The sequence below is a fragment of the Paenibacillus psychroresistens genome, assembly GCF_009728935.1.
Lineage (GTDB): Bacteria > Bacillota > Bacilli > Paenibacillales > NBRC-103111 > Paenibacillus_AC > Paenibacillus_AC psychroresistens.
On sequence record NZ_CP034235.1, the window covers coordinates 5,665,377 to 5,691,845 of the forward strand.

At 42.3% G+C, this 26,469-nt stretch carries 15 protein-coding genes; 4 read left to right on the forward strand and 11 right to left on the reverse strand.

The features are described from left to right. Positions 1-12: 12 nt before the first annotated feature. The 4 genes from EHS13_RS25930 to EHS13_RS25945 all read right to left on the reverse strand — a co-directional run bounded on the left by EHS13_RS25930 (position 13) and on the right by EHS13_RS25945 (position 8,251). Positions 13-1,374, reverse strand: a complete 1,362-nt coding sequence (locus EHS13_RS25930) for an ABC transporter substrate-binding protein (RefSeq protein ID WP_155703160.1) — start codon at positions 1,372-1,374, stop codon at positions 13-15. A gap of 98 nt (positions 1,375-1,472) precedes the next feature. Continuing rightward, on the reverse strand, positions 1,473-3,056 hold the full coding sequence (locus tag EHS13_RS25935) for a response regulator transcription factor (RefSeq protein WP_155703161.1): 1,584 nt from the start codon (positions 3,054-3,056) through the stop codon (positions 1,473-1,475). Continuing rightward, entirely contained in the window at positions 3,034-4,842 is a 1,809-nt protein-coding gene (locus tag EHS13_RS25940; RefSeq protein WP_162463257.1) for a sensor histidine kinase, read from the reverse strand. Before EHS13_RS25940 ends, EHS13_RS25935 begins: the two co-directional genes overlap by 23 nt. Positions 4,843-5,056: 214 nt before the next feature. Further along, positions 5,057-8,251 carry an S-layer homology domain-containing protein gene (locus tag EHS13_RS25945; protein WP_155703163.1) on the reverse strand — a complete coding sequence of 1,065 codons (3,195 nt, stop codon included), beginning with the start codon at positions 8,249-8,251 and terminating at the stop codon, positions 5,057-5,059. A gap of 412 nt (positions 8,252-8,663) precedes the next feature. On the opposite strand from EHS13_RS25945, the gene EHS13_RS25950 reads away from it, so the two are divergent. The 3 genes from EHS13_RS25950 (at position 8,664) to EHS13_RS25960 (ending at position 10,853) form a co-directional block, all read left to right on the forward strand. After that, positions 8,664-9,194 (forward strand): hypothetical protein, encoded by a 531-nt coding sequence (locus EHS13_RS25950; protein ID WP_155703164.1) that lies wholly within the window; start codon positions 8,664-8,666, stop codon positions 9,192-9,194. An 8-nt stretch (positions 9,195-9,202) separates the two neighbouring features. Beyond that, positions 9,203-10,108, forward strand: a complete 906-nt coding sequence (locus tag EHS13_RS25955) for a sigma-70 family RNA polymerase sigma factor (RefSeq protein ID WP_155703165.1) — start codon at positions 9,203-9,205, stop codon at positions 10,106-10,108. Between the two features lie 76 nt (positions 10,109-10,184). Beyond that, complete coding sequence (locus tag EHS13_RS25960) at positions 10,185-10,853, forward strand: VOC family protein (RefSeq protein ID WP_155703166.1); 669 nt, start codon at positions 10,185-10,187, stop codon at positions 10,851-10,853. Positions 10,854-10,902: 49 nt separating this feature from the next. Here the strand turns inward: EHS13_RS25960 and EHS13_RS25965 are convergent, their stop codons facing one another. Genes EHS13_RS25965 through nikR form a run of 3 tightly spaced genes read right to left on the reverse strand, consistent with a single transcriptional unit; the run spans position 10,903 to position 13,471 of the window. Then, entirely contained in the window at positions 10,903-11,976 is a 1,074-nt protein-coding gene (locus EHS13_RS25965) for a Gfo/Idh/MocA family protein (protein ID WP_155703167.1), read from the reverse strand. A 24-nt stretch (positions 11,977-12,000) separates the two neighbouring features. After that, entirely contained in the window at positions 12,001-13,020 is a 1,020-nt protein-coding gene (locus EHS13_RS25970; protein WP_155703168.1) for a HoxN/HupN/NixA family nickel/cobalt transporter, read from the reverse strand. Further along, positions 13,013-13,471, reverse strand: a complete 459-nt coding sequence (nikR, locus tag EHS13_RS25975; RefSeq protein ID WP_155703169.1) for a nickel-responsive transcriptional regulator NikR — start codon at positions 13,469-13,471, stop codon at positions 13,013-13,015. The genes EHS13_RS25970 and nikR overlap by 8 nt, the downstream gene beginning before the upstream one ends. A 196-nt stretch (positions 13,472-13,667) precedes the next feature. Between nikR and EHS13_RS25980 the strand changes: the two genes are divergently transcribed. Beyond that, positions 13,668-14,363: a response regulator transcription factor gene (locus EHS13_RS25980; protein WP_155703170.1), complete on the forward strand. Its 696-nt coding sequence runs from the start codon at positions 13,668-13,670 to the stop codon at positions 14,361-14,363. 55 nt (positions 14,364-14,418) lie between these two features. Here EHS13_RS25980 and EHS13_RS25985 read toward each other — a convergent pair whose 3' ends face one another. The 4 genes from EHS13_RS25985 to EHS13_RS26000 form a co-directional block, all read right to left on the reverse strand. Further along, positions 14,419-14,583, reverse strand: coding sequence for a hypothetical protein (locus tag EHS13_RS25985; RefSeq protein WP_155703171.1), 165 nt, complete (start codon positions 14,581-14,583; stop codon positions 14,419-14,421). Between the two features lie 116 nt (positions 14,584-14,699). After that, positions 14,700-16,688: a sensor histidine kinase gene (locus tag EHS13_RS25990; protein ID WP_155703172.1), complete on the reverse strand. Its 1,989-nt coding sequence runs from the start codon at positions 16,686-16,688 to the stop codon at positions 14,700-14,702. Positions 16,689-16,726: 38 nt separating this feature from the next. Further along, a complete protein-coding gene (locus tag EHS13_RS25995; RefSeq protein WP_155703173.1) occupies positions 16,727-18,769 on the reverse strand; it encodes a sensor histidine kinase in 2,043 nt (680 codons plus the stop codon). A 161-nt stretch (positions 18,770-18,930) separates the two neighbouring features. Then, positions 18,931-26,346 carry an SGBP N-terminal domain-containing protein gene (locus tag EHS13_RS26000; protein WP_162463258.1) on the reverse strand — a complete coding sequence of 2,472 codons (7,416 nt, stop codon included), beginning with the start codon at positions 26,344-26,346 and terminating at the stop codon, positions 18,931-18,933. Between the last annotated feature and the right edge of the window lie 123 nt (positions 26,347-26,469).

The following is a 26,469-nucleotide window of genomic DNA, read 5'->3' on the forward strand; positions in this document are numbered from 1 at the left end:
ATAGCGGCATATTTACTTAGCAGCACGAGCCTTAACTGCTGCTTTTTCTACACGTTCACTCCACATTTCAACTGTAACCTTAGGATCGGATGAAAGCGCAAGTGTAGCGGCTTCCAGCTCTTTATTTAGATCTGCATTATTAGCAAAAGCTGGCAATACAACTAAGTCTGGGCTGCTGAAATATTTCAAAGCATTCTTAGTAAGACCCGCTGCTTTAGAAGCTTCTACCTCTGCCCCTGCTTTAACATTCAAGATAGCTCCTGTGCTTTCAGCCCATTCAACAGCTGCTTTCTTAGTATAAACAAATTGAATGAATGCTTTAGCCGCTTCAGGATTTTTAGCTTTTTCAGCTACTGCAAGTGTCGTCGTATACGGATTGGCGATATATTTGCCGCCTTTTGCTTGTGTGATGGATGGAATATAACCAAAATCAAAACCTTCTGGAGTATCTTTCTCCATTTCTTTAGCCAACCATAGACCATTCGGAACAAAAGCGTCTTTATGCTGCATGAATAACAATTGGGAATCTGTATGGTTGATGGCTACTGAAGCAGGATCGATGAAGCCTTTATCACGTAGCGTTACAAGCTGTTTCAACGCAGCCACTACAGGTGCTGAGCTGAATACGCCTTCCTTCATATCCTGAATATCTTGCAGGACTGAAGGGCTGTCGCCATTAGCTGAAACCATTGCAGGGAATAAGAATCCACCTGTTAGGTATCCTGTATAAATTCCTGCATGTACATAAGGGGTCACGCCTGCTGCTTTAATTTTCTCACTTACAGCCAAGAAGCTGTCAAAGTCAGTTGGAACTTCCCAGCCTTTTTCTTTGAATAATGCTTGATCATAGAAGGTTCCCCATGATCCGAAAACCATTGGAATCGCATAATTTTTCTTTGCATCACCATAAGTTAGAGGTTGAGCAATTACGAGATCAGAGATCAATTCTCCGTCAACATTCTTTGCGCTCTTATACCAATCTGTAAGATCCATCAATTGTTTATCTTTAACCGCTTGATTGACATCTAGCGCACCAGCGCCATCGATAAAGATTAGATCTGGAGGATCATTCTGGATCCAACGAGGTTTCATTGTTTCATTAATCTTCGGTCCTGCTGATTCTTTAATCTTCAAATCCGGATATTTAGCATTAAATTGCTTAAGTGTTTCCTTCCACCATGCATCTCCATAACCGCCAACAAAGTACTGAATTTCAAAATCGCCTTTGACAGCCACATCTCCTGCAGGTGCATTGCTCGCTGCCGGAGCTTTAGACTCCATAGTCTCGTCTTTCTTAGTGGAGCACCCGGCCAATACGATTGACAATAAAACGACCAAGCTTAGTGTGACCAGTAATGCTTTCTTCAGCTTCATTTAAACAAATCCCCTCGTTTTATAATGATTACAACATCACTATAAAAGAAATGAGAGGGCTTTCATATTGCCTGAATTCCGTTTTTATTCCACATTTTTCAGATAGTTTCGAGTTCGGTGTGATATTCTGCCCGATTGCGGTAATCCGTTGGTGTAATTCCAAAATTACGGCGAAATAAGGTACAGAAATATTTGGCAGTCGTGTATCCGATCAGCTCGGAAATTTCGTAGGTTTTCAGATGGGTTTCGCGGAGCAGTTTTTTGGCTTTATTCATCCGTACTAGAGTTAGATAATCAATGTAATTCTCTCCAGTTACTTCTTTAAACAGATCACTTAGGTAATTGGCGTTCATATGGACGATTTTGGACAAAGCCTCGAGCTTAAGCTCCTTATCCCCATAATTCTTGCTGATGTAGTCTTTAACGATTTCGATTACCTTGTTCTGCTCTAAGCTTTCATTTCGAGTCGGACTGAATACTTGCAGGCTGTTTTCAAACTTCTCCATAATGGAAAAGAAGGTCACAGTTGAACCTGGCGAGGATAGCTTGGTGAGAACATAGGCAATTTCTTGTCTTAAAAATAGACTTAGCTTGGATTCCACCTGATTCAATAATGGTACTAAGATCAATAGAAAAAAATGAAACAGCTGATAAAGCATCATCGAAGGCTGCATCATGGCAGCTTGCTTTAATTCCTTAAACCACTCACTTAAGAAAAGCTGTACCGCCGCAAAATCATTCATTTCAAGTGCAATTCCAACCTTTTTTTGCTGTTCCTGCCAGGTTCTGTTCCGATAGATTTGATAGAGCTTTTCCTGATCCATTTCGATTGTGAAGACCTCATAAACGGTTTTCCAATAAACTTCCGGTAAATCAGACAAAGCAAGGAATGGCGCACTTACCCCAACAATAAAATTCAATTCTGTCGCTATTGCTCGATCATTATCATCTGTTTGCCAACGTCTAGACCACCACTGTCCCAGCTTATCTGTCGCTAAATTATTTCCTGAGACCAGCATAATAAAATGCTTGGGATCGACAAAGAATCCAAAGCAATTCATGACCTCCTCAAATTGCTGCTTAAACAAAGCTATGGATTGTGGCAGGTTATGCTTATTCAAGTAAAAGCCTTTTTGTTCTCCGATCAGGATAAGCACGGAAAATGCCTGATCTGTAAAACTCCAGCCCAAATCGGTTAAAAGCAGCTCAATAGCACCTTCATCCATTTTCTCCCCCGAAAAATGGTTGACCAAGACTTTCTCCAAATAAAGCTGTTTAGTGAGCGCTTCTTGCTCCATTTTCTGAGTCCGCTGCTCTAATACAAGCTCCGCCTTCGCTAAGGCACCTATCAGTTCTTCTCTAATAACTGGCTTTAACAAATAATCCAACGCATCCGCTCGAAGCGCGCTTTGCACATAGGAGAATTTATCATGACCTGTGAGGATTATTTTAAGTACATGCGGGTAGTTCAGCTTCAATTGCTTCGCTAATTCCAAACCATCAATCCCAGGCATATTAATATCAATCAGCATTAAGTCTGTATGGGCGTTCGTTAAGCTTTCTAGAGCAGATACGGCGTCAATACTCTCACTAACCTGCCATTGAGGAGCAAGGCGTTTAATGATGGAGACAATCCCTTTGCGAATTAGAACCTCATCGTCAATGATCATTATGTTCGGCATGATTAGCAGACTCCCTCTCCAAAAACTTTACTTTAATTTCAATCGAGGTTCCTTTTCCCAGCTCACTGGTTAAGGTTAACCCATAGCCTTTGCCAAAATATAACCGTATCCGATCAAATATATTTTTCAGTCCAATATGAATTTCGTCTTCTTCCTGGTAAGCATCTGTTAATAAAGCCGCTTGCAGCTCGCGCTTCTTCTCGTCTGCCATCCCCACACCATTATCCGTAATACGGATATAAACATCATCATCTACCCTTATGCCTTCAATCCGAATCCAGCCCTCTGTTGCCTGCTGTGCCAAGCCATGAATGATCGCATTTTCCACCAGCGGTTGCACAATCCAAGGCAGAATGTACGAGCTCATCACCTCTGGTTCAATCTCGATAATAAAGGTCATTCGCGGAAAACGGATTTTCTGTAGAATAACATAGTGATCGATATACTCCATTTCCCTTGCAAAAACAATTAAATCACGGCTATGATTAATCGTCATTCGGAAGAGTCGGCCGAGTCTCGAAATCATATCCGCAACTTCATAATTCTGATCAACCTCCGCCTTCATACTAATTGACTCTAGTGTATTATAGAGAAAGTGGGGATTAATCTGGCTCTGCAGCACCTTGAAATCAGCCTCGCGCTTAAGAATTCGAATCACAAAAATATGATGCACCAACTCATTTATTTTTTTAACCATGATATTAAAGCTATTGGCTAATTTACCGATCTCATCATTTGATTGCGTCTTGAATTGAACTGTGTAGTCTCCATCTTCCACTTTATTCATCAATGCTTTCATTTTCTTCAAAGGTCGCAGCAATCTAGTGGTTAACAGGATCGATAGACCAATCGATAGAAGTAGGGCAACACCCGTCAAGGTCCATAACAAATTCCGCAAAATATCAATATTATGGGTCAGCTCGCTTACCGGGATGATATTGGCAATTTTCCAGCCTGCAACCTGAGTCGAAATATAATTAATCATCATTTCTTTGCCTTCCATGGAATATAGAAAGCTGCCATGATCTTCATTCAATGCAATTGGAAAAGCTTGTGCAATTTTCAGGCTATCCTGTGCATAAACAATATTGCCCTCTGCATCAACTAGAAAGAGCTGCTGCTGAATTCCGGTCAACACATTGGAGAATATATCACTCAAACCATCCAGATTAATATCCATCCGAAACACGCCAACCGATTGATTTTTCACCACATCAATCACACTTCGCATAAAGGTAAACGCATGCTCTTGATTATCCAAGCCATTCAAAGAATAGGTTGGCAAGAAAATCCCTTTCCCCTCCGCCTCCAGCACTTTTTTGTACCAAGGATCCTCTAAGAAATGACTATAATCCACTTGCTGGCCCGAACCATATCGCGAGAAAATTTCACCATCCGCCTTGAATAGGTAAGTGCCTAAGACATCTTTATAAGGAACGAGCACAATATTCATCAACGCTTTGTCGATGAGGATTTTATCGTTGAATTTCTCAACTGCCGTGTATTCTTGATTTTTCTTCAGTGCATCCTTAACTCCTGTATCTAATGCAAAAGAAATGGATATGCGATCCAATTCTTTGAGATAGTTGTCTAAATTTTTGCCCAGTTGGTTCAAAAGCTCAATACTAAATTCGCCTGTGTTCTGCTTCATGTTCTCACTGTAGCGTTGAAAGCCCAGAAAGGTAATCACCAGCACAGGTAATAAAATCATTAAGGTATATAGCAGGATTAGCTTCTTATCTAGGTTCCAATTCTGAAAGGATCTCCACAAATTCAGCTTATTCATCCAATTTCTCCTCGATAATAATCTTTCATAGCTAGTATAACAGGGTTTTCTGTTTAAAAAAGCAATTTTCATGAGTACGCAATGCTTCACTCAAGAGTCTGGATAAAAGAGAATAAATCTGGATTTTGTGTACTATGGATATCATACAAGCTGGACAAAAAAATACGGTAAATACTGTTTTACCAGTATCTACCGTAGGAGTAATTTGTGGTGCCTATTCTATTTCTAAAGAAAGCCCAAGACTGATGTTTAGCATACGTAGAATCATCATCAATGACTCTGATCTTGTAGCGTTAGCCTTAGGTTTGAAGGATTCATTACTTGCACCGTTTACGATACCGATATCCGTCAACGTGTTTATGGCGCTAGATGCCCAGCTAGTAGAAATATCGCTGAACTTTGAAGGCTTTGGTATGGAGGTCGTATTTAGTACTTTTGAAAGCATGGATACGATCTCTTCTCTAGAGATGCTTTGGTTTGGTTTAAATGAACCATCCAAGTAACCATTAATAATTCCACTTGATTTTAAAGCGTTTATAGAGCTCTCCGCCCAATTGCCTTTGGAATCTGTAAAGCTAGCATTACCCGTAGCCTTCAGTCCCAGAGCATTTACTAACATAGTTGCAAATTCCGCTCTAGTTACATTAGCATCCGCATGGAATGAACCATCTGCAAACCCTTTTATGATTCCAAGCTTAGTCGCTAATATAATTGCCTTTGCATTTGGGGCATCCTTAGGCACATCTTTGAATGTAACTGTCTGTGCTAAATCTGCCTTTTCTACTATTGCTTTAACAACATCTAAATTTACCTTTTCGTTGTAGAAAGGAATAGGCATTGGTGTTGCTGTTGGCACAGCTGTTGCTACCGGAGTTGCGTTAGGAGTGGCAACTGGAGTTGCTACAGGCGTTGGTGTTGGTGTTGGCGTTGCTGGTGTTGGTGTTGACCCGCCGCCTTTGCTTTCTACATATACAGTCACCGTACGGATGACCTCAATTGCTGTATTCCCGACCGAATCGTTAACATTATAATGAAGCAGATAAGTCCCAGCTGTGTTAGTGTCTACTGTACCTGTGATTGCAACCTTGCCTGAGAGTGCTACGTTATCCGTTGCAGTAGCTCCTAGTTCATTGTAAGTAGAACCTCTTGTGATAGATATAGATTTGTCTCCGATGAGTGTGATAACTGGAGCGACTTTGTCAATCTTCGCCATTAATTGAAGAACCAATTGGTTGTTAAAATTATCTGTGCCTTTAAAGAAGAAATCATGCGTACCATCTTGCGAAACCTCTATTTTGCTGTTGCTTTCATAGGGGTTGTAAGTCATCTCGCCATCTGTCGATAGTGCAATAGAAGCAGAAGTGCTAGGTGTAAAGACATTGGCATATACACTGACGGTAACATTTTGGTTTGTCCAGGTGCCGCTTGAATAAGGCTGTCCATCCGCTGTTGTCATTGTTCCATGCAGCTCAATAACAGCGCTATTAATTCCCTTTACTATAACGGGGAACGTCTTAGTCGTAGTGGCATCACCACGTTTAATTGTAGCTATCAAGTTGAGCATCGTGTTGTTAGCTGGACGGGATAGTAATTTGCCGTCATTACTAATTATAGATGGGATCGAGCTTTCCCACTTAATAGTTATGCCGTGTTCACCCGTATACGACAACTCAAGATCGCTGGATACCTCACTTGAATTAGCAATTGACCGCTTGTCTACTGTATCATTTATAGCCTGGTCATCACTATAAGGAGTAGGTTTCACGAAAATCGGATTAGAGTAAAACCACAAATCTTTATAATTCCTGTCATTAATATTATTGAATCGAGTAGTATCATCAGAATCATTCGTTTTGGGGTCAAGAAGCGGATTTCCCTCCGCATCCGTTTCTCCCGGAACGTTCAAGCCCAAATTGGTGCCTCTTAACCTGAAATATTGTTTTTTCTTTGCAGCTCCCAAATCATAGGAGATAACATTATAACCATCTTGGTCTGTTGTCCAATCCTCGCTGGTGAATGTTGCGATAACGCTAGTTGAATCATTGGTATCCTTGTTATAAGCGGACGTTCCAGCTACCGCCTTCTCGTCGCTTACATCTCCAGCAATTAGATCGACATGATCTACTTTAGGAGCTATGTTAGCAGGCACTCCATTTAATACCGGTACTTCATAATTATTTTTTGCAGGGCTTTTAAAGCGAATTGTAAGCTGAAGATGATCTCCCTCGGTCACCGTTATTTGCGGATTCGCAGCACCCATTTCTAGCTTGCCATCGTTTCCTTCGATATTGAAATCCAATGCATTGATCAGATCACCATATACGGAGAACGATTTCCCGGAACGCATACCGTTTACGACGGATTGCATATCATTTCCGTTCGTCCATGTATAGTTCTTGGCGTATTCACCTGGCCAGTATCCACTGGAGTTCGACCCTAGAATCTTGAAATGAAAATCCGAATTAGCAAAGTTCCAATAGTTTCGGCCTTCCCCAAGCAGCGCATCCCAGACGCCCCCAACCTTGGTAATCATATAATCCGAACCACCAAAAGATCTATATTTATAATTATCATCGGCAGTTGGATTTGCTATGTTGTAGGTCGTGTTGTATCCGCCTCTATCCGGTTCCATCTGGTTACCAAGCATGCCTTCAAATCCAAAGTTGATATTCGGTGCTGCATCGTTAAAGTCACGAAGATCAGCAATGGTTGTCTTGCCGACTCCTCTCGACGGATGAGTTACAAGAAAATAACTTTTGTCTGCAAAATTCTTTTGAAGCCACTTTATTCCCGTTAAAGAATCAGCATGATCGAAGTTCGTTATTCTGCTATCTGTAAGATTCCACGTTGCCACATCGTTAGCATCAAACATGTTCTCAGGTCGGTTCGTAAATAAATACTCGAATTGATTTGCAGCTTTTAATGCCTCGACTGATCCTGGAGTATCCGATAAAATCCCTATCGCCCCATGATCATGTTTGGGAATATCCCATTCAAATCCCGAAAAAATGGTTTTATCTGAATAATTCCCAGCGGCCTGTAAAGCCTTGACTTTGGGTACTTCATAATTAATAGCTCCTTGTGAAAAGGGGATCGGACCCCCCGGTACATCTGCCCCGTTATCATCCCGCTTCGACGATCTCAAGTGATTAGCTGTTGCTATCCAGTCCAGTCCGTACTTTGTAAAAGCATTTTCTAATACATTCTCAAGAGAAGACTGTGCATCGTCCGATTCAAAGGTGTGGGCATGGAATTCTCCCGTTATCCATTTCCCTGTGCTGCTGGAGTTGCTTTCCACGTTCTGAGTAACAGGTGCAGCTAGAACATTTGTAGCAGGCATTGCTTGTGCAATTAAACCCAAAGTAAGAGGAGCGATAGTTAAGACTCGAAGCAATTTCTTAGATAACATTAATTATTACACCACCATAGTTGAATTTATGAACCGAGTTGAAAAACAGGTGTTATGACGCTAAAGCCAAACTTCCAAACAAAACACTATTCGACTTTATTCGACAAGACCGAGTATATCGAACGTCAGCAAAGGAGTCCATATGATACAACCAAACCACATAATATCTTAACACTGCTTATGTTTTAATCGTCACTTATTTGGAAAACATTTACTTTGAGATAAACTTCAGAATAATCAAATAATTATCCGGCCAAAACAGGTCAACAAGCCTTGCAAATCTTTACACTTTTGTGTCACAATCGATAGAGGATTATGATGTTTGCCATAGAGTTAAGGCAGGTTTATGCAACATTATATTTATCATCTTCGTTTAAATGTATAGCACTAATTAAATGGAGGTCAGTCAACTATGAAAAAAAATATCTACTATTCGGCTTTACTTTTAACAGTCTTGTTAATAAGTTCTTGTGGTAAAGCTAATTCAGATCCAGTATCAGTATCGCCTTCAATCCCATCTTCAGTTTCACCTACAGCAGCACCTACCGTATCGCCTACTACAGCTTCGCCTACCGTATCACCATCAAATTCACCTTCCTATATGGGTGAATGGACAGTAAGTAGTGTAGTTGGTGCTACTCCTATCTCAGCACCCGTTGATGAAAGTTTTATTGGAATGAAAGCAACTTACACGAAAGAAAAAGCATCCTTTGGTAAAATTGAGATTCTTAACCCTGAATATACGGAACAGGATCTAACAAATGATGAATTTTTTAATGAATACAGAAACCATTTGAGTGATATTGGAATTAAGTCAGAATCAGTTAAAACGGTATCTATTAATAACTGGACAAATGCTGGCAGCTTTTTAATTATTAAAGACGATCAAACCATGATTTTCTTATGGGATGGAAACTATTATGAAATGAAGCGACAGTCATAGGAGGTTTCATGGAATCGGATAAACAGTTAGTAGAAGCAGCAATTGCGGGTGACACCGATGCTTTTGGTGCTCTGGTTCAGAAATACTCTAACGCTTTATATTCAGTAGCTTATGGTGTTTTAGGAGATTTTCATTTGGCAAAAGACATCGCCCAAGAGACTTTTTTGCGGGCTTATTTGCGTCTTCCAACATTGAAGAATAAAAGTAAAGTAGGGAGCTGGCTGTATTCGGTAGCTTATCGTCTCAGTATCGACTGGCAGAGGAAAAGAAAAAACGTGGTTTCCATGGAGAAAATAAGTCGAGCTCCTGCCTCTAATGATACTGAAGCTGAGGCGATAGACTTGAACAGCTCAGAGGAGATATGGCGAATACTGAATACATTGGATGAACTCAATCGAATTCCGATTATCTTATACTATATAAGCGAATGGAGTATGCGTGAAATTGCCGAATTCCTTGGGATTACATTGCGAGCAGTTGAAAGTCGCCTCCAACGAGCCAAAAAAAACCTCCGAACCGAATTCGCCTCTTATCTTGGGGATTCTATTAGCAGCTACAGACTCAGTGCCGATTTCAAACAGGAAGTTATGCTGCAAATCCCAGCTCTAATTGGGATACCCTGTGTTTATATTAGCGTGAATGATGAAAAAAAGTCGGAGAATTGGTATAAACACAATCTTGGACTTGATTTCGATCGCACACCAAATGCAGGCAGCTTAAATATTGGTTTTATTGTGGAACAAGACGTTGTTCCGGTTCCCTATCCGCTATTTGCATTTAGCACTCCTAGTCTTGCAAAAGCTCGTCTTACGTTGGCAAGCTTAGGTATAGAGCTGCAGGAAACCACCGAAAACTCGAACAGCTTTACTTTCCAAGATCCCGATGGCAATGTTCTATGCATGATGCAAATATAATTTTTACGTTCACGACGGGTTTTTCTTGCCGATTACGTCTATTTAGGGAATTTAATCGATTAAAGGAGCGAAGCAAATGGCGAAAAATGTGCTAGTGGACAATGGAGTTGCAGAAAAGCTGAAGTTTAAAAAGGAAGTACCCATGATTAAAGGTGTTGCTTGTGTTTTTATCCATGTAAAGGATGTCCAGGAATCTAAAAAATGGTACTTGGACAATCTCGGAATTAATTTTGATCAGGATACAACAAATTGCGGTGAGATTAACCTTGGCCTCTGGCCATATCCAGACCCAGTGCCTTCTGCGCAACCATTATTTGTTCTGGAAACACCGCGTCTTTCGGAAACGTATCGGATTATGAAGGCAAACGGTGTCCAAGTCGATGATGCCATCAACTGGGATTGTTGGTATTTCAACTTTAAAGATCCGGATGGCCATGTTCTGACGATGTGGCAGCGGGACGAGTTTGTTGTATTGAATTTTGGCGGAGTTGGGTCATCCGAAGATCTACACAAGCTCATCAAAAGTAAATTGTATCTGAAGGGCTCCTATCGTTATGATTGGGAATCCTTCAGCGAAATTTTACTTAGCTGTACGAATATTAGCCAAAGAAAGTTTATCATTGATGAATGGGAATCATTTCAGTCTCGTCTTCCAGATGAAGCCAAAATGTTTCTCGAACTCATTCTCAAGCATAACGCACGATTTCCGACCCATCAGTGGACAGTTGAGCTTCGTGAAAAATGAAATTAAATATCCTTCCTACTTCGTGAGAATGTAGGAAGGATATTATTTTTTATGCCCAAGCTTGCTTATTAGTTTGAATTATCTCGCGAGTTTCTACAGCACGGTCGATCATCATACCGAGATAATGATCCTGTGAAGCTTCGGCAAGACTGTAGAAGCTCGGTCCGCCGTTAGCATATGCAGCCATCTTCTCAAGGCAGGTTGCAATCGCAATTTCATCATCGGATAAGCTGCCTGGAGTAAATGGGTTGCTATATACCCAGCGCTCCCCTGCCAAATATCCCTTGTGGTAATAACCTTCTAAATTACCGCCCTCACCTGCATTGACTCGTCTTAGCTCAAGCTCAATTGGCGTTTGATAATCCTGCAGATATTTCACCTGTGAATTCATTATTTCCCCTCTATCCCCACGAACCAACACCCGAGGTGAGCGTATCCAAGAGAAATATTGATCCCCAGTGAAATCGAAAATTGCGATTTTACCGTCGAACTCAAGTGTTGCCACTGTTTGTTTAGATTGGCTCGGCTTCTCTTCTGCAGGACCACCATATCGCCCCGGCCCTTCTACAATGGGTGTCGAAAAGCTATACCCATGAATTCGGGCATCCTCAAAGCTAATATTTAGAAACTTGCGAATCAAGCTGATGCCATGATAGCCATGAGCAACCGAAATCTGTGCTTGCGACACTGTCCCTAACAAACCTGAATTGGCAATCGCAATTCTCGCGGCATGAAGCGGCTGCAAAGCAAGCTGCTCCGCTACTTGAACCTTTGCATCAGGACCAATTGTTTTATATAACGTGTTCAATGCGTCTAAAGTCGGGGCTGGTGGAGTCTCACTTAGCACAGGCACCCCTAAACCTGCTAACTTCTCTATATAAATCGGCAGCTGCTCCCAAGGCAAGGAAAGCACAATGAAATCAAAATTGGTCTTTTCTAGAAGCTGCTCTATTGTACGAAATGTTGGAACTCTCCACTGTGCCTCGAATTCTAGTCCCTTATTTTCGTCGCGCATGACAACGCCACTAACACGAAAGCGGTTTGGCAATGCTTGGGCAATTCGCATATAAAACTCTGTACGCCAGCCACTTCCGACTATACCGAAAGAAATTATTTTAAACATTCTTCATTCTCCTTTATGACTAGTTTAGGATCCCATTCGTTCTTCAACCTTCATATACTTCCAAATCGAGACGGAAATCAGCCAAGCCAAGATAAATAAAACTACAAGCATGTACCCCAGATCGCCAAAGTCTAAAGCGCCGACCCATTTGAAAAAGCCGGATTGTAAATGTAGCTTGTCACTAAGCACTTGAATAAGCTCAACAGTTCCAATTAACAAAGCTGCCACTACTGAAACGGAGGTTACTGTTACATTGTAATACAATTTGCGGAGAGGAGTCGTAAAAGCCCAGCGATATGCCGTCGACATAAACATTCCATCCGCAGTATCCATTAAACTCATGCCAGCTGCGAACAATAAAGGCAAAGAGAGAATGCCAAAAACGGATATTGCACTCTTAGCTGCTCCTGCAGAAATTGCAAGTAAACCAATCTCTGTCGCGGTATCAAATCCCAGTCCAAACAAGAAGCCTAGAGGATAAACATGCCAGCTTTTACTGACAAATTTTAAAAACGGTTTAATCAACCTCGATAATAGTCCGCGATTATCCAACATTTCCTCTATGTTCTCCGTGGGCTGTATACCCTTGCGCATTTGTCGAAATATTTTATATAAATTGTACAGAATAACTAGATTGATAATCCCAATAAGGATTAAGAAGCTGCCTGAAACCGTAATGCCAATAACTCCGCCAATTTCCTGCATTTGCGGCATCTTATCCTGAATCCAATGAATGGATAACGCGATTGCCAGCACCATTAGAAACACAACCGATGAATGCCCTAACGAGAAATAAAAGCCAACACCAAGCGGATTCTTCTTCTGTTGAATTAATTTGCGAACCGTATTGTCTATAGCTGCAATGTGATCGGCATCAAAAGCATGCCTTAACCCCAGCGTATACGCTAGCAATCCCATGCTCCAGAAAGCTGAATTATCACCTGCGACAGTTAAGAGTCCGATAAATCCAACAACATGCAGTAATACAACGCAAATAAAATACCCCAACCAATTTCGACGACTGGCGATAATTTTCTTAAGCATGGTGATGCCCCCTATGAGCCAAATCTGATTCTGCTTGATCTATGTAAGTAACGGATAGCTCTGCGTAAGATACACCTTTTTGAATATGAATTAAATTAGTCAGTTCACGCAATCTCTGAATTTGACCGCGAACGACGAGGATCTCTAAGCACAGCTCATGGTTCAGGTGGATGTGCATGGTAGATATGATATCATGATGATAGTTATGCTGGAGCTCCATTAATGTGATTGGCAATTCGCTGACATGATGGTCATAAACCATTACGATCGTACCTGCTACCGTTTGCGAAACCGCCATTTGACTTGGCTCGATTAAAGCCTTGCGGATTAAATCACGAATAGCTTCGGAACGATTATCATAACCTTGCTCTGTTATCATTTGATCAAAACGAGCTACAAGCTCTTCAGGCATAGACACTCCAAATCGAGTCAATGAATCTTTATTACTCATTAGTTACCTCCACAGCTATCAGTGTTACTATTTATTAATATAGTAGCACACCATAGCTAAATGTATAGTATTTTCTAGACCGTATAATATTAAAGGTTTTAATGAAAATGTAATCTATGTCCTATTTAACTTGCAAAATAATTGGTAAAATAATAAGAATCGCCTTAAAGCTTTACATAAAAGGAGACTTGCAATTATGGCAACAACAATTTTAACTGTAGATGATGACGTTCATTTACAAGAAATGCTGCAGCTATTTCTTATAGCTGAGGGATTTAACGTCAATCAAGCCTTCAATGGGGAGCAATGCTTAAGCTATCTCGCTGCTGAAAAACCAGATTTGATTCTACTTGATATTCAGATGCCGGATATAGATGGTATAACTCTATGCCGAGAGATCAGAACCCTTTATAATCGTCCAATTCTTTTTCTGACAGGCAACACACAGCAAGAGGATATGGTAAATTCCTTTCAGGCTGGTGGAGATGATTTTATAACCAAGCCTTATAATCATATCGAGCTAATTGCAAGAATTCACTCCCATCTCCGCTGGGGTAAGCTGCTTGTTGAAACGAAGGAAACCGTAAATAAACTCAGCTTTCCCGGATTGGTCATTGACCTAGATCATTTAACAGTCATTGCGAACGAACAACCTGTTACTTTGGCAGCTAAAGAGCTTCATTTGCTGTTAACCTTGGCGCAAAACCCGAAGAGAGTCTATCATCCCAGACAGCTCTATGATTTAATTTGGAACGATATCGCAAGCTACTCTTCCGATCTGATTAAAGTACATATTCATAAGCTGCGTAAGAAAATTGAAATGAATCCCAATAAGCCGCGATACATCCAGACGGTAAAAGGATTTGGATACAAGTTTGAAATTGAGAGTTAGCTTATAAAAAGAACACGTAAGCTCCCTTTTGAGCTTACGTGTTCTTTTTCCATTTTCATTTTTCAACCCAAATGGTGACTACGTTATATTTTAGAAAACGTTCTACCATCGACTCCGTTACCCTATGTCCTGCTCTTATCAAGAGTAAACCCTGCCTTGTGAAAACATCTTCAGCCACTGTCTTGCCAATTACAAACTCAGTTACGATCATCTTTTGCAACTCATCTCCCCCTTGAATCTAAGCTAATGTCAAGTATAATCAGCCAAGGTTAAACTGGGGTAAACTAAAAAAAATCGCACAAAAAAAGCCCATGCACCCAAAGGGCTGACATAAGCTTAACTACCCGCAACCACGATTGGTAAACTAAAATAAAACTTGCTTCCTTTTCCTAGCTCACTCTCGGCCCAAATATCTCCGCCATGCCGCTCCACGATTTCTTTAGCAACCACAACCGCTAACCTGCTGTCTTGATCTTCCTTATCTCTTGGATAAAGCCTAAAAATATTAGCCAGCTGCTCGGGTTCAATACCTTGCCCTGTATCACTCACTGAAATCCAAATCATTTTATCCTTTTGACTTGCGTGCAATTTAATCGTTCCATTTGCAGGGGTGAAAGCACGAGCATTTTTCACTAGGTTTTGAATAACTCTTCTGATCAAATAAGGTTCAATCAGTACATCTACATCGGTATCAAACGGTGTAATTAAAGTCTCACATTCAAACCCCGATTCTTTTATTTCTAAAGCAAGCTCATTGAATATATCGTCGATCCAATCTGTAAACATGACCATTTGCAAGGCAGCTTGCTGATTAGTTTCATGGCTTAATTCCAAAAATTCATCCATGTAATGGTTGATATCCTGGACTTTATCGTAGGCTTTAGCCAAAAGCCTCTCCTGCTGCTGCGGACTCATTTCAATCTGCTCCATCAGCAGCTGGATACTTTCTTGCACATTATTAAGCGGACTACGCACTTCTTGAGATATATTGTGCAGCAATTCCATTCGCTTGGCTTCGGTAATAATTAACTCGTCATTAGTCCGATTTAGGTTCTCCGTTTGAGTCGCAACGGTTTCTTTTAGAGTCATATTCCAACTAGCCAAGGTTTCCACGAGGATAAGCTGGGCACCTTCATCCTGTCTTCGCATTAGATTCAATTGTTTGGAGACTACAATAGCCGTAATGATAAACTCACCAATAGAGCTAAACTGAGTGGCATAGTGGGTGAAGAAATTATCAGGTAAAACTCCAAAAGATAACAAGGTACTCGGTATGACAATCCCCAGAAAAAGCGGTATTTTGGCTATGGCTAGATACTTTGCCATCCGATTACCCTTCCAGGCACATGCGATAATAACACCTATCATCAGGATAATAATCACCCCTTTAAACCTTGCAAGATAAGGCGCCATGCCGAACGGGTAAATACTAACAGTGGCAATTAAAACAACTGGACAAACCCAAATTATCAAACGAAGCAGCTTGTCTATCCATGGCAAATAAGAAGCAGGAGCCATTATATTTTTTAAGAAGATGCACCCAAACCAAACACTCATCAAAAAATAAAACTCATATGCCACGGCAGGAGTGTCGAAAAGCAACGTTCTCCCGACTTTCTCTGTCGTATGTCCATTACCTGAGTAAGCACCAGCCAACCCATTCCAAACATAGTTAGCGAAGCAATAAAACAAGATATAAAAGGTGTAATATATGAATGCTAGGTTTTTGGTAGATATATATAAAGCAAATAAACAGATGATAATAATTAGCATCGCCCCATAATAAAGTCCAAAAACAAGAAATTCAAAGTGCAACGACTTATATAAAGTGGATTGCTCGGTCAGCTGCAGGGGGATAATCATCGTATCGGGAGTTTCACTGCGAATATATATCGTAGAAACTTGACCGAGAGGAAGCTGAATGGCAAAGGTCGGATTGTTACGCTTTAGTGCAGCTGCTTGTTTAAGGCCGTATATCTCCACTTTATTCATCAGCGGATTTTTTAGATTCAGCTCCCAATTAACATTAGCTGAATTATTCAGTATAGAAACACGTACCCAATATACATCTGACGTATATCCGAAAGAGGATTTGCCTTCTGCAAATTGAAAGCTTGTACTCATAGTTGGTAATAAAACATCATTGTAGGTCCATTTCCCACTGAAGTCTGCCAGAGCTTCAATATAAGGGTTCAATGAATAAGAATGTTGGACTTTATTCAGGGTAATCGTTTCAGCTTTATCCGCCGCAAGAGCTGTTGCTGAGAAAGTTATAAGCAAAGAGCTTAGTATACTTATCAGCCATAAAAATCTTACAATTCGCATGCCGCTCTCCCTTCTCTCTCGCTTGTCACGGAATAGTACTAAACCTCAGCTAACGGTAAAGTGAAATAAAATCTTGAGCCAACTTCAAGCTCACTCTCTACCCAAATTTCACCGCCATACCGTTCAACAATTTCCTTGGCAATCTCTAAGCCCAATCCGCTGCCTTGCTCTTCCCCTACCTTATAATGCCTGCGAAAAATATGACCGAGATGCTCTTGTGCTATGCCTTGCCCGGTATCTTGAACCATAATCATTCCGAAGTTTTTTCCTAAAGATGCTTGAAGTGTAATTGTCCCACCTTTAGGCGTAAACTTGCATGCGTTGCTAACCAAATTAGCTAATACTCTTTTGATCAAATGGAGATCTAAGAGAACAAAGGATTCGAGCTTGCTAGATTCTATCAGCAGCTCACACTTTATATTCGCATACTCTATATCCACAGTGAGCTCTTCGAATAGGACTGCCATATATTCCAGAAAATTAACTTTCTGTAAGTTAAGCTTCTCTTGAGCGCTTTTATGAATGCTTAGCTGTAAAAAATCGTCAATAAAACGGTTCACTTCAAAAACCTTATCGTAAATATTGCCCAAAATTTTGGCATGCTGCTCAGGCTGTGGTGCCATTTTCTGCATAAGTGCTTGAATGCCGCCTTGCACATAATTGAGCGGACTGCGAATGTCATGAGAGATATTCTGCAGCAGCCGGGTGCGGGACTCTTGAGCGGCAATAAGCTCATTATTGGTGATCCTCAGATCCTCAGTCTGCTCTTCCACAGTGATCTGCAATACCTCATTCCAATTGGCTAGCCTTGCTACTACATCATCCTGAGCCTTAAATTGATTTCTTTGCAATCTCGAAACGTGTTCATACAACACAAGCGACATAACTAAGAATTCCGTTGCTGATCCAAATTGCAAGCCAAAGTGCGTTAATAAATTATCAGGAAGCAGTCCAAAAGACAATAAAATACTAGGACCACCAATTAAAAGCAACGGGATGATGGCAATAGAAAGATATTTCGCCAAGCTATTCCCTTTCCATGCACAGCCAATAATAACTATCGGAACCATAAAATTGATCACGAGCTTAAACCAGATCAAGTATTGGGCAATTCCAAACGAGTAGAATAGAAATATACCAGCAACCATCACCGCGCAGATAATAATCATCCAACGGCAAAAAAAGTCAATTAATGGCGAATAGCTTTGTGGATTCAAAATCTTTCTGAGCGCTAGAAAACCAAAACCAACACTCAATATATAGAAAAAATCATATGTATTTGCTGGACCACTTAGGAGCAGGTTTCTTTGCATATTTTCCGCTAAGATGCCTGACAGAAAAAATTGCCGCGCCAGCCCATTCCAGACAAATTGTGACAAGCTGAAGCATAAGATATAGAGAATATAATAGATATAGGATGAGTTTCGAAAAGTCATATAAACAGAGAACATATAAACGATAATGATCATAATCATGCCATAATATAAACCGTATAATAAGAATTCAATATGCACAGATTCATATAAAGTCGATTGCTCCGCTATACGCAAAGGTACGATCATCGACCCCCATGTTTCACAATGAATATATAGAGTTGCTGAATGTCCAGGCAGCAGATTTATTGCATAAGTTGGATACTGCCGATTCATATCCATTATCGGTGTTGATCCTTGTGCTGCGGGATCAAAAACCTCAATTTTATCCATTAGCGGATTTAATAGGCTCACCTCCCATTGCTCACTGGATGATGCATTTTTGATATTAATGCGTATCCAATAGGAAGACGATCCATATCCAAAAGCTGATTTTCCCTTTGCAGGCTGAAATTGGCTCTGGAGCTCCGTTGTTAGTATGTCTTCAAGCGACCATTCTTGATTGCTGCCCGGCAGAACATCCATTTGCTCATTAACTATGTATGTAAATGGGACATCAGATAAAATTAAGGAGCCTGAATGCTGGTTTGCTGTTCCGTTAGCGAATATTGTTGTTGAACCTAAAAGTACAGTTAACATTAGGATTACAAACGAGCTGAGTCCAATTGCTTTGGTTTTTGAAAAGCTATTGCCCCTTAATCCGCGCATGCTGGAGCTCCTTTCAGGTATTCCATTAGTGAGACATTTTCATTATACAATTTTCGCTAAATTGTTGTAAGAGTCGACTGGGCAAACAGATTTTATTAATAATGTAGAATAATAATAGACCGCACTCCAAATGAGTTCACGGTCTATTAATTCTTCAGCTTTTATTGATTCAACTTCAGTTCCAATATTCTCAATAAAACACTTATAGCTTCGGCTCTTGTCGCCATAGCATTCGGGGCGAATTTATTGCCTTCCTGTCCTTGTAAAAGACCTTTCTTGGCTACTGCAGCAACTTCAGCTTTTGCCCATAACGGGATTATCGAATTATCTGCAAAAGCTGTATTTTCGTTGGGATCAACAGCCATTTCGTAAAGTTTATTCATCGCTCTAGCCAGCATAACGATCATCTCGGCACGGGTAATTTTCTTGTCCGGCTGGAAGCTACCATCTCCATAGCCGCTTATTATACCTAAACTGACTAATTGTGAGATTGCATTTTTTGCCCATGAACCAATCTTTTCACTATCAGTAAAGGATAGTTCTCCAGGCTTATCTTGGAATTCCATCGCACGGAAAAGCATAACCGCAAATTCAGCGCGAGTAACTGAGCTATTCGGTTGAAACGTTCCATCTGGATAACCAGCTGATAATCCTTTTACCACAGCCAGGTCTATATTTTTTTCTGCCCAATGTCCTTTTGTATCTGAGAATAGTGATTTTTGATCTTCAGGTTGTTTCGTCTGATCTTGTTGTGGGTTTAATACTGCAAATTTTGTAAAATGATTAGTCTCAGCTGTGACTTTATTACCCGATATTTCTCCGCCAATATTCACCCATTCTTTCTGAATTTCATCATAGAAATAGATTGCAGGCTTTTGACCGGCTTGAACATGGTCGGGATCAAATGTAAGAGTAATGGTCACTGGCTTTATAAAATTTGAGCTAAAATTCTTAATGACTTCATATACAGAACCGTTCAAGACTACTTTATCCGTATTTAAGTTAGAGGTATCGAGCAATTTCTCAATAGATAATCGCAATTCTTGCTCTGTTGCTCCTGCAGGAATTGATATTTCGACTTCATCTCCCAGCTTCGTCATACCGGAAGCTCCAGCCGCTAAAATAAGTTTACCGTCGGTTAAAGCTGGTTCTGAGTCATTGATATTATTCGGCTCAATTGGACGGTTATTCCCACTACTTGAATTATCCACTGCTGAAGCCGCTCGACTCACAGTGATTTCGTAAATCCTATTAATTCCGTTTTGTGCGGTGATCGTGTAGGCGACTGGTCCGTTGGAAAAGTCCACCGTTGCCCCCGAGGCGGGACTTATAGTCGCATTCGTCGATACCGTTATTGTCGGTGCCAATATCGCTAAGTTTGTTCCATTCGTCACTTGAATTGTTACCGTCTGTGCTGCTGCGTTTATCGTTGCCGATCCTGTCTGTCCTGATAACGTAATACTTATTATCTCATTCTCACCACTCAATGGTGCTTGTTCCTCGCTTACCGTTACCATCCATACTTGCTGATCGCCGTTTTGCGCTGTTACCGTGTAGCTGACCGCTCCGTTAGAAAAGTCTACTATGGTTCCTGATGATGGATTCACAGTGGCATTCGCTGATACGGTTACTGTTGGTGCTAATGTCGATAAGTTGGTTCCATTCGCAACTTGAATCCCAACTGTATGCGCCGCTGCATCGATCGTTGCTGCTCCTGTCTGCTCCGATAATGTTAAACTTATTATCTCATTCCCACTACTCAATGGTGCTGACTCTTCACTCACGGTTACCGTCCACACTTGCTGATCGCCGTTTTGCGCAGTAACCGTGTAGCTGACCGAGCCGTTAGAAAAGTCTACTATTGCTCCTGATGATGAATTCACAGTGGCATTCGCCGATACGGTTATCGTAGGTGCTATTGTTGCTAAGTTTGTTCCATTCGCAACTTGAATCCCAACTGTATGCGCCACTGCATTGATCGTTGCTGCTCCTGTCTGCTCCGATAATGTTAAACTTATTATCTCATTCCCACTACTCAATGGCGCTTGTTCCTCGCTTACGGTTACCGTCCACACTTGCTGATCGCCGTTTTGCGCAGTAACCGTGTAGCTCACCGCTCCACCCGAAAAGTCCGTCGCCGCTCCCGAGACAGGACTCACTGTAGCGTTCGCCGATACCGTTACCGTCGGCGTCAACCCAGCCAAGTTGGTTCCATTCGCAACTTGAATCACAACCGTATGCGCCGCTGCATCAATCGTTGCCGCTCCTGTCTGCGCTGCTAACGCAAAGCTCACAATAGCATTCGCTCCGCTCAATGGAGCTGGCGCTTCGCTTACGGTTACCGTCCACACCTGCTGATCGCCGTTTTGCGCAGTAACCGTGTAGGTCACCGCTCCACCCGAAAAGTCCGCCGCCAATCCCGAGGCGGGACTCACTGTAGCGTTCGCCGATACCGTTACCGTCGGCGTCAATCCAGCCAAGTTGGTTCCATTCGCAACTTGAATCTCTACCGTATGCGCCGATGCATCAATCGTCGCCGCTCCTGTCTGCGCTGCTAACGCAAAGCTCGTAATAGCATTCGCTCCGCTCAATGGAGCTGGCGCTTCGCTTACGGTTACCGTCCACACCTGCTGATCACCGTTTTGCGCAGTAACCGTGTAGCTCACCGCTCCACCCGAAAAGTCCGTCGCCGCTCCCGAGACAGGACTCACTGTAGCGTTCGCCGATACCGCCACCGTCGGCGTCATTCCAACCAAGTTTGTGCCATTCGCAACTTGAATCCCTACCGTATGCGCCGCTGCATCAATCGTTGCCGCTCCTGTCTGCGCTGCTAACGAAAAGCTCGTAATAGCATTCGCTCCACTCAATGGAGCTGGCGCTTCACTCACGGTTACCGTCCACACCTGCTGATCGCCGTTTTGCGCAGTAACCGTGTAGCTCACCGCTCCACCCGAAAAATCCATCGCCGCTCCCGAGACAGGACTCACTGTAGCGTTCGCCGATACCACCACCGTCGGCGTCAACCCAACTAAGTTTGTTCCATTGGCTACTTGAATCCCTACCGTATGTGCCGCTGCATCAATCGTTGCTGCTCCCGTCTGCTCAACTAAACTGAATGCTGTAAGATCCTTCGCATTATTTGCCGCAATAGTGACGGTCACAAGGTAATTTTTTGTAGTGCTATCCGCTGCAGTAACCGTGTATGTCACCGGTGATGAAAAGTCATTTGCCGTGGTTCCACTCACTTGAGTAGTTGAACCTTTCTTCACGACAGATCCCGTACTAGTGAATGTGGCGACCAACGATGACGCATTCGTTCCAAAAGGTACGGTAAGCGCAATGTTGTTGCCGCTAATCACTCCTGTAGCAACAGGTGTCAATCCTGCAAAGCTGAATGCCGTCAGATCTTTTGCCGTATTCGCTCCAACTGTTACCGTTACCGTGTAGTTTTTGATCGTTGTGCCATCTTCTGCTGTAACCTTGTAAGTTACCGGAGTGGTAAAATCATTTAACGTAGTACCACTCGATTGTGTTGTTGTCCCAATCTTAACTGTCGACAGTGCTGAACTTGTAAAGGTCGCAATTATCCCATTTTTACTCGTCCCATATGGAACAGTTAAAGAAATTGCAGTGCCTGTAATCGTACCTGATACCGCTGGTGTCAATCCCTCGAAGCTGAATGCAGTGATGCTGCTGGCTGTGCTCTTGCTGCGTGTTACCGTAATCTTGTAAGTCTTTATTGTCGTACCATCCTGAGCTGTCACAACCACATTAATGACATTCGAACCCGTATTTAAAGCAAGCGGTACACTGCTCTGACCACTGACCACTGCTGTCGAAGTACCGCTATTAACACTCACAGATATAGTTGCATTCGCATTGGTCACAGTAGGAGTAACTGTGACACTCGAAAAGCTATTCGCTGCGGTGGACGTATAATTAATCGTGTTCGCCGTAAATGTTGGACTTATGGAACCCGAAGACAAAGTTAAACTGCTCAATGTTGCAGTCGTACTTGCTGCTCGAGTCACAGTGAGGGTATAGCTCTTCGTTGTGCCAATTTGCGCAGTAACTGTAATAACAATACTATTGCTCCCAACCACAAGGGGAAGCGCAGAACTATTACTGCCACTGGTTGCAGCTATTTCCGCCCCACCATTTACGCTAATCTTCACAGTCGCTGTTGAATCAGCAACAGTCGGTCTAACCGTAATAGATGATGTTATATTAGAAACATTAGGAGTCGTATATGCTATAGTGCCGGCTGTAAAAGTCGGACTGAGAGTGCCTCCGGTCGTTGTCAATGCGCTTAAGTTAGCATTAGAGCTTCCTGCAGCGCGCGTTACAGTCACGTTGTAGGTCTTCGTATTCGACCCATCCTGAGAGGTTACTTCCACAGCAACAGTATTTACACCCACTACAAGCGGAATCCCTCCGCTTGCTTGACCGCTAACTACTGCTATTCCATTAACAGTAACCGTAGAGCCTGCATTACTAACAGTAGGCGTCAACGTTAGACTTGATACATTGTAAGCAACACTTGAACTATAAGCTAAAGTTGCTTCCGCAAAAGCCGGACTTAGTGCTCCAGAGGATAGTAACAGAGAGCTTAAACCAGCAGCTGACGGGTCAGAACGCACGACATTCAAGACATATTCTCTGCTTCGAAAACCGTTTGAGCTGGCAATAGTAACCGTAACACTATTATTGCCGACAGCAAGATTAGTGCCGCCAACCACTGTAATAGTGTCAGTTGGATTTAAAGTAGCTCCTGTTATCGTGACACTCTGAGCATCGCTCGCAACCACAGCTGTATAAGCTGAAGTAATATTATCCAAACTCGGAGAAACAGAGACGACTGTGCCCGAATCTGCGGTTACCGTTAAACCAGTCAACCACAAAGGCTGAGTTTCACGCAGATAGGGAGTAGTTGTCCCACTTACAATATTCCATAGCGTACTGAAATTCCATGTATTGAAGCTGGCGCTAAGCTTCATATTAGCTGTTGTAATTCCCGTTATTCCAGAAACGCTGCCTGAACCTGCACCGCTGCTCACCCCGGAGGTCGTTGTATTCCAATAGCTGGTAGTAACGGTCCCGCTCGTTTTAGTGCCAACCAAGCCGCCAGCAGCACTGGCTCCTGTTACCTTCCCTGTTGCATAGCTAGTTCCATATGTGCCTGATTGGGTTTTACCAATCAGGCCGCCTGCGGATGCATTAACTGCTGTCACCTGTCCCGTCGCATATGTATTAGAGATATTTCCGTAGTAGTTATCACTACCTATAAGGCCCCCTACCAAGCTGGAGCCTTGTACATTGCCTTCTGCATAGCTTGTACTTACAGTGCCCCCCTCATTTAAGCCGATCAAACCACCCACTGCATCGCCACTCCCTGTTACATGAGCAAGAGAACTACTTAACGTAACATTTCCGTTTGTCACGTATCCAATCAGCCCACCCACACTGTTTCGGCCTGACACACTACCTGAAGCGGAAACGTTTGTCACAGTACCTGAGCTATGCCAGCCTACTAATAGACCTGCATTGTCCCGGCCGACAACCGTCGCTTGGACAATTTTCAAATTGGTGACACTGCCTATATAGATATATTGAAACAAACCAACTATATCTTCATTCGGACGCTGAATGGAAAGGCCTGTAACACTGTGTCCATTCCCGTCTAAGGTTCCTTCAAAATAAATCGGCTCCCAACCAAGCCCTCCGTTTGCTGCCCCATAGGAAGACAAATCGATATCGTCAGTAAGCTTGAATACTTTCTGATAGTCATCTCTAATAGCATTAAGCTGATCTGCAGTGGCAATTAAGTAAGGGGATGCCATAGTTCCCTCTCCACCCGCAAACCTATTGCGTATGACAGTAATTGTGTACGTTTTCTGGGTTCCATCCGATGCGGATACAATAATCGTACAAATGTTGCTTCCAATTTGCAGACTACTGCACCCTGCAACAGTATAGGTTGCATCAGCGTGATGAGTGCTGGCCGTAATATTTGCAGCGGTATTCGTATTCGGTACAGATAGTGTGTAGTCATTTAAGCCACTATTGAAACCTGCGATGGAGTCTCCGTTAACTTGTATATCCGATAATTGAGCATCTGATGACAAATCCGATGAAGCAAGCTTATGTATATGCAAGGTATACACTTGATCTCTATCATTCCCATCACTAACGGTGATTGTTGCAGTATTGTCGCCGGTAACCAGCGTATTGTCACCCACAATATTTACAGTTGCGCTTGAATTTGCAGCGGGAGCCGTAATAGTCAGAGCTGTGGCCAGATTCGTCACACTAATGTTGTATTCTTTGACTCCTACATCAAAGACCGGTGATATGGTCCCAGCAGTTCCTGCATTAGGGACAGCTGCCAAATCAGTCAACCATAGAGGCGCATTATCCTGCAGATACGGATAGCTTTTTCCTGCTGCTCCCGCCCAAGTTCCACTAAAGCTCCAGCCTGCGAAGCTGGATGAATGAACCATGTCTGCAGTTATTAATCCTGAAACACTAGAAGATTCGGATGACCAACCATACCCATAAGGAGTCCCCGTTGTGGTTTCATCCCAGTAAGAATCAGATACTGTAGAACCATAGTTGTATCCCCCAAAACCACCTAGAATGTAGCCACCAGCAGATGCAAACCCAGCTGCATAAGTTTTAGAGATCGTCATCCCGTCTAGATAGCCAATTAATCCGCCAACAGTATCTGCACCGCTCACTGAACCAAGCGCGTAGCTCAGCTGCACATTGCCCCTATACCCCGACCCAAGTAATCCCCCAACATCGTTCTGGTCACTTAGGACATTTCCGGATGAGTAGGAGCGCTTAATATTTCCATTGTATGAATGACCAATAAGTCCCCCTGCATATGATCCCGCTGCATGAACATTTCCTTCTGCATAGCTGTTCGATATTTCTTCGTTATTGTTGCTGCTATAATAATAGCCCACCAGTCCACCTACATAACCTGCACTTCCGTAGACAGATGCCGAGGATCCAGTATAAGTGAGTGTCGAGCCCTCCAGCTTACCAAGCAAACCACCCACATCCTGGTTCCCTTCGACATGTCCAGAGGTATATACATGCAAAAGAGTAGCATCTACCGCGTGACCCGCCAGAATTCCCGTATCAGAGCTCCCTTTTACATCAGCTTGCAGAAGCTTCAAGTTCGTTATACTCCCCGTGTAAATCATCTCAAACAATCCCACACTATCAACATCACTGCGATTGATAGATAACCCTGTAATCTTATATCCATCACCATCAAGCGATCCACTAAAATAACCTTCAATTGGCTTCCAGCCCTTCCCGCCATCAGCTGCTGCATATGCAGACAAATCGATATCTGAAATCAGCTTATAATGGGCATAAATATTGTCTCTAATGGCGTTAAGCTGATCCCCATTTGTAATCAGGTAAGGTAAAGCACTTGTCCCATCCCCATCTTCAAAAACTGTGTCAGCTGAAACAGAAGAAGGCGGAATGGTTGTTCCCATAATGATACCTATTAGCAATATAATAAAAACACGATATAATCCTCTACTCCAGCTTTTTTTCATATAACCCTCCATTTAGTGATTGATTCTTGAGCATCTCCAAGTAATTAATACATTGAATATTTTCTCAAGCTAGCTCATCGTAAACGTCCAAGGTTAAACTGGGGTAAACAGAAAAAAATAATT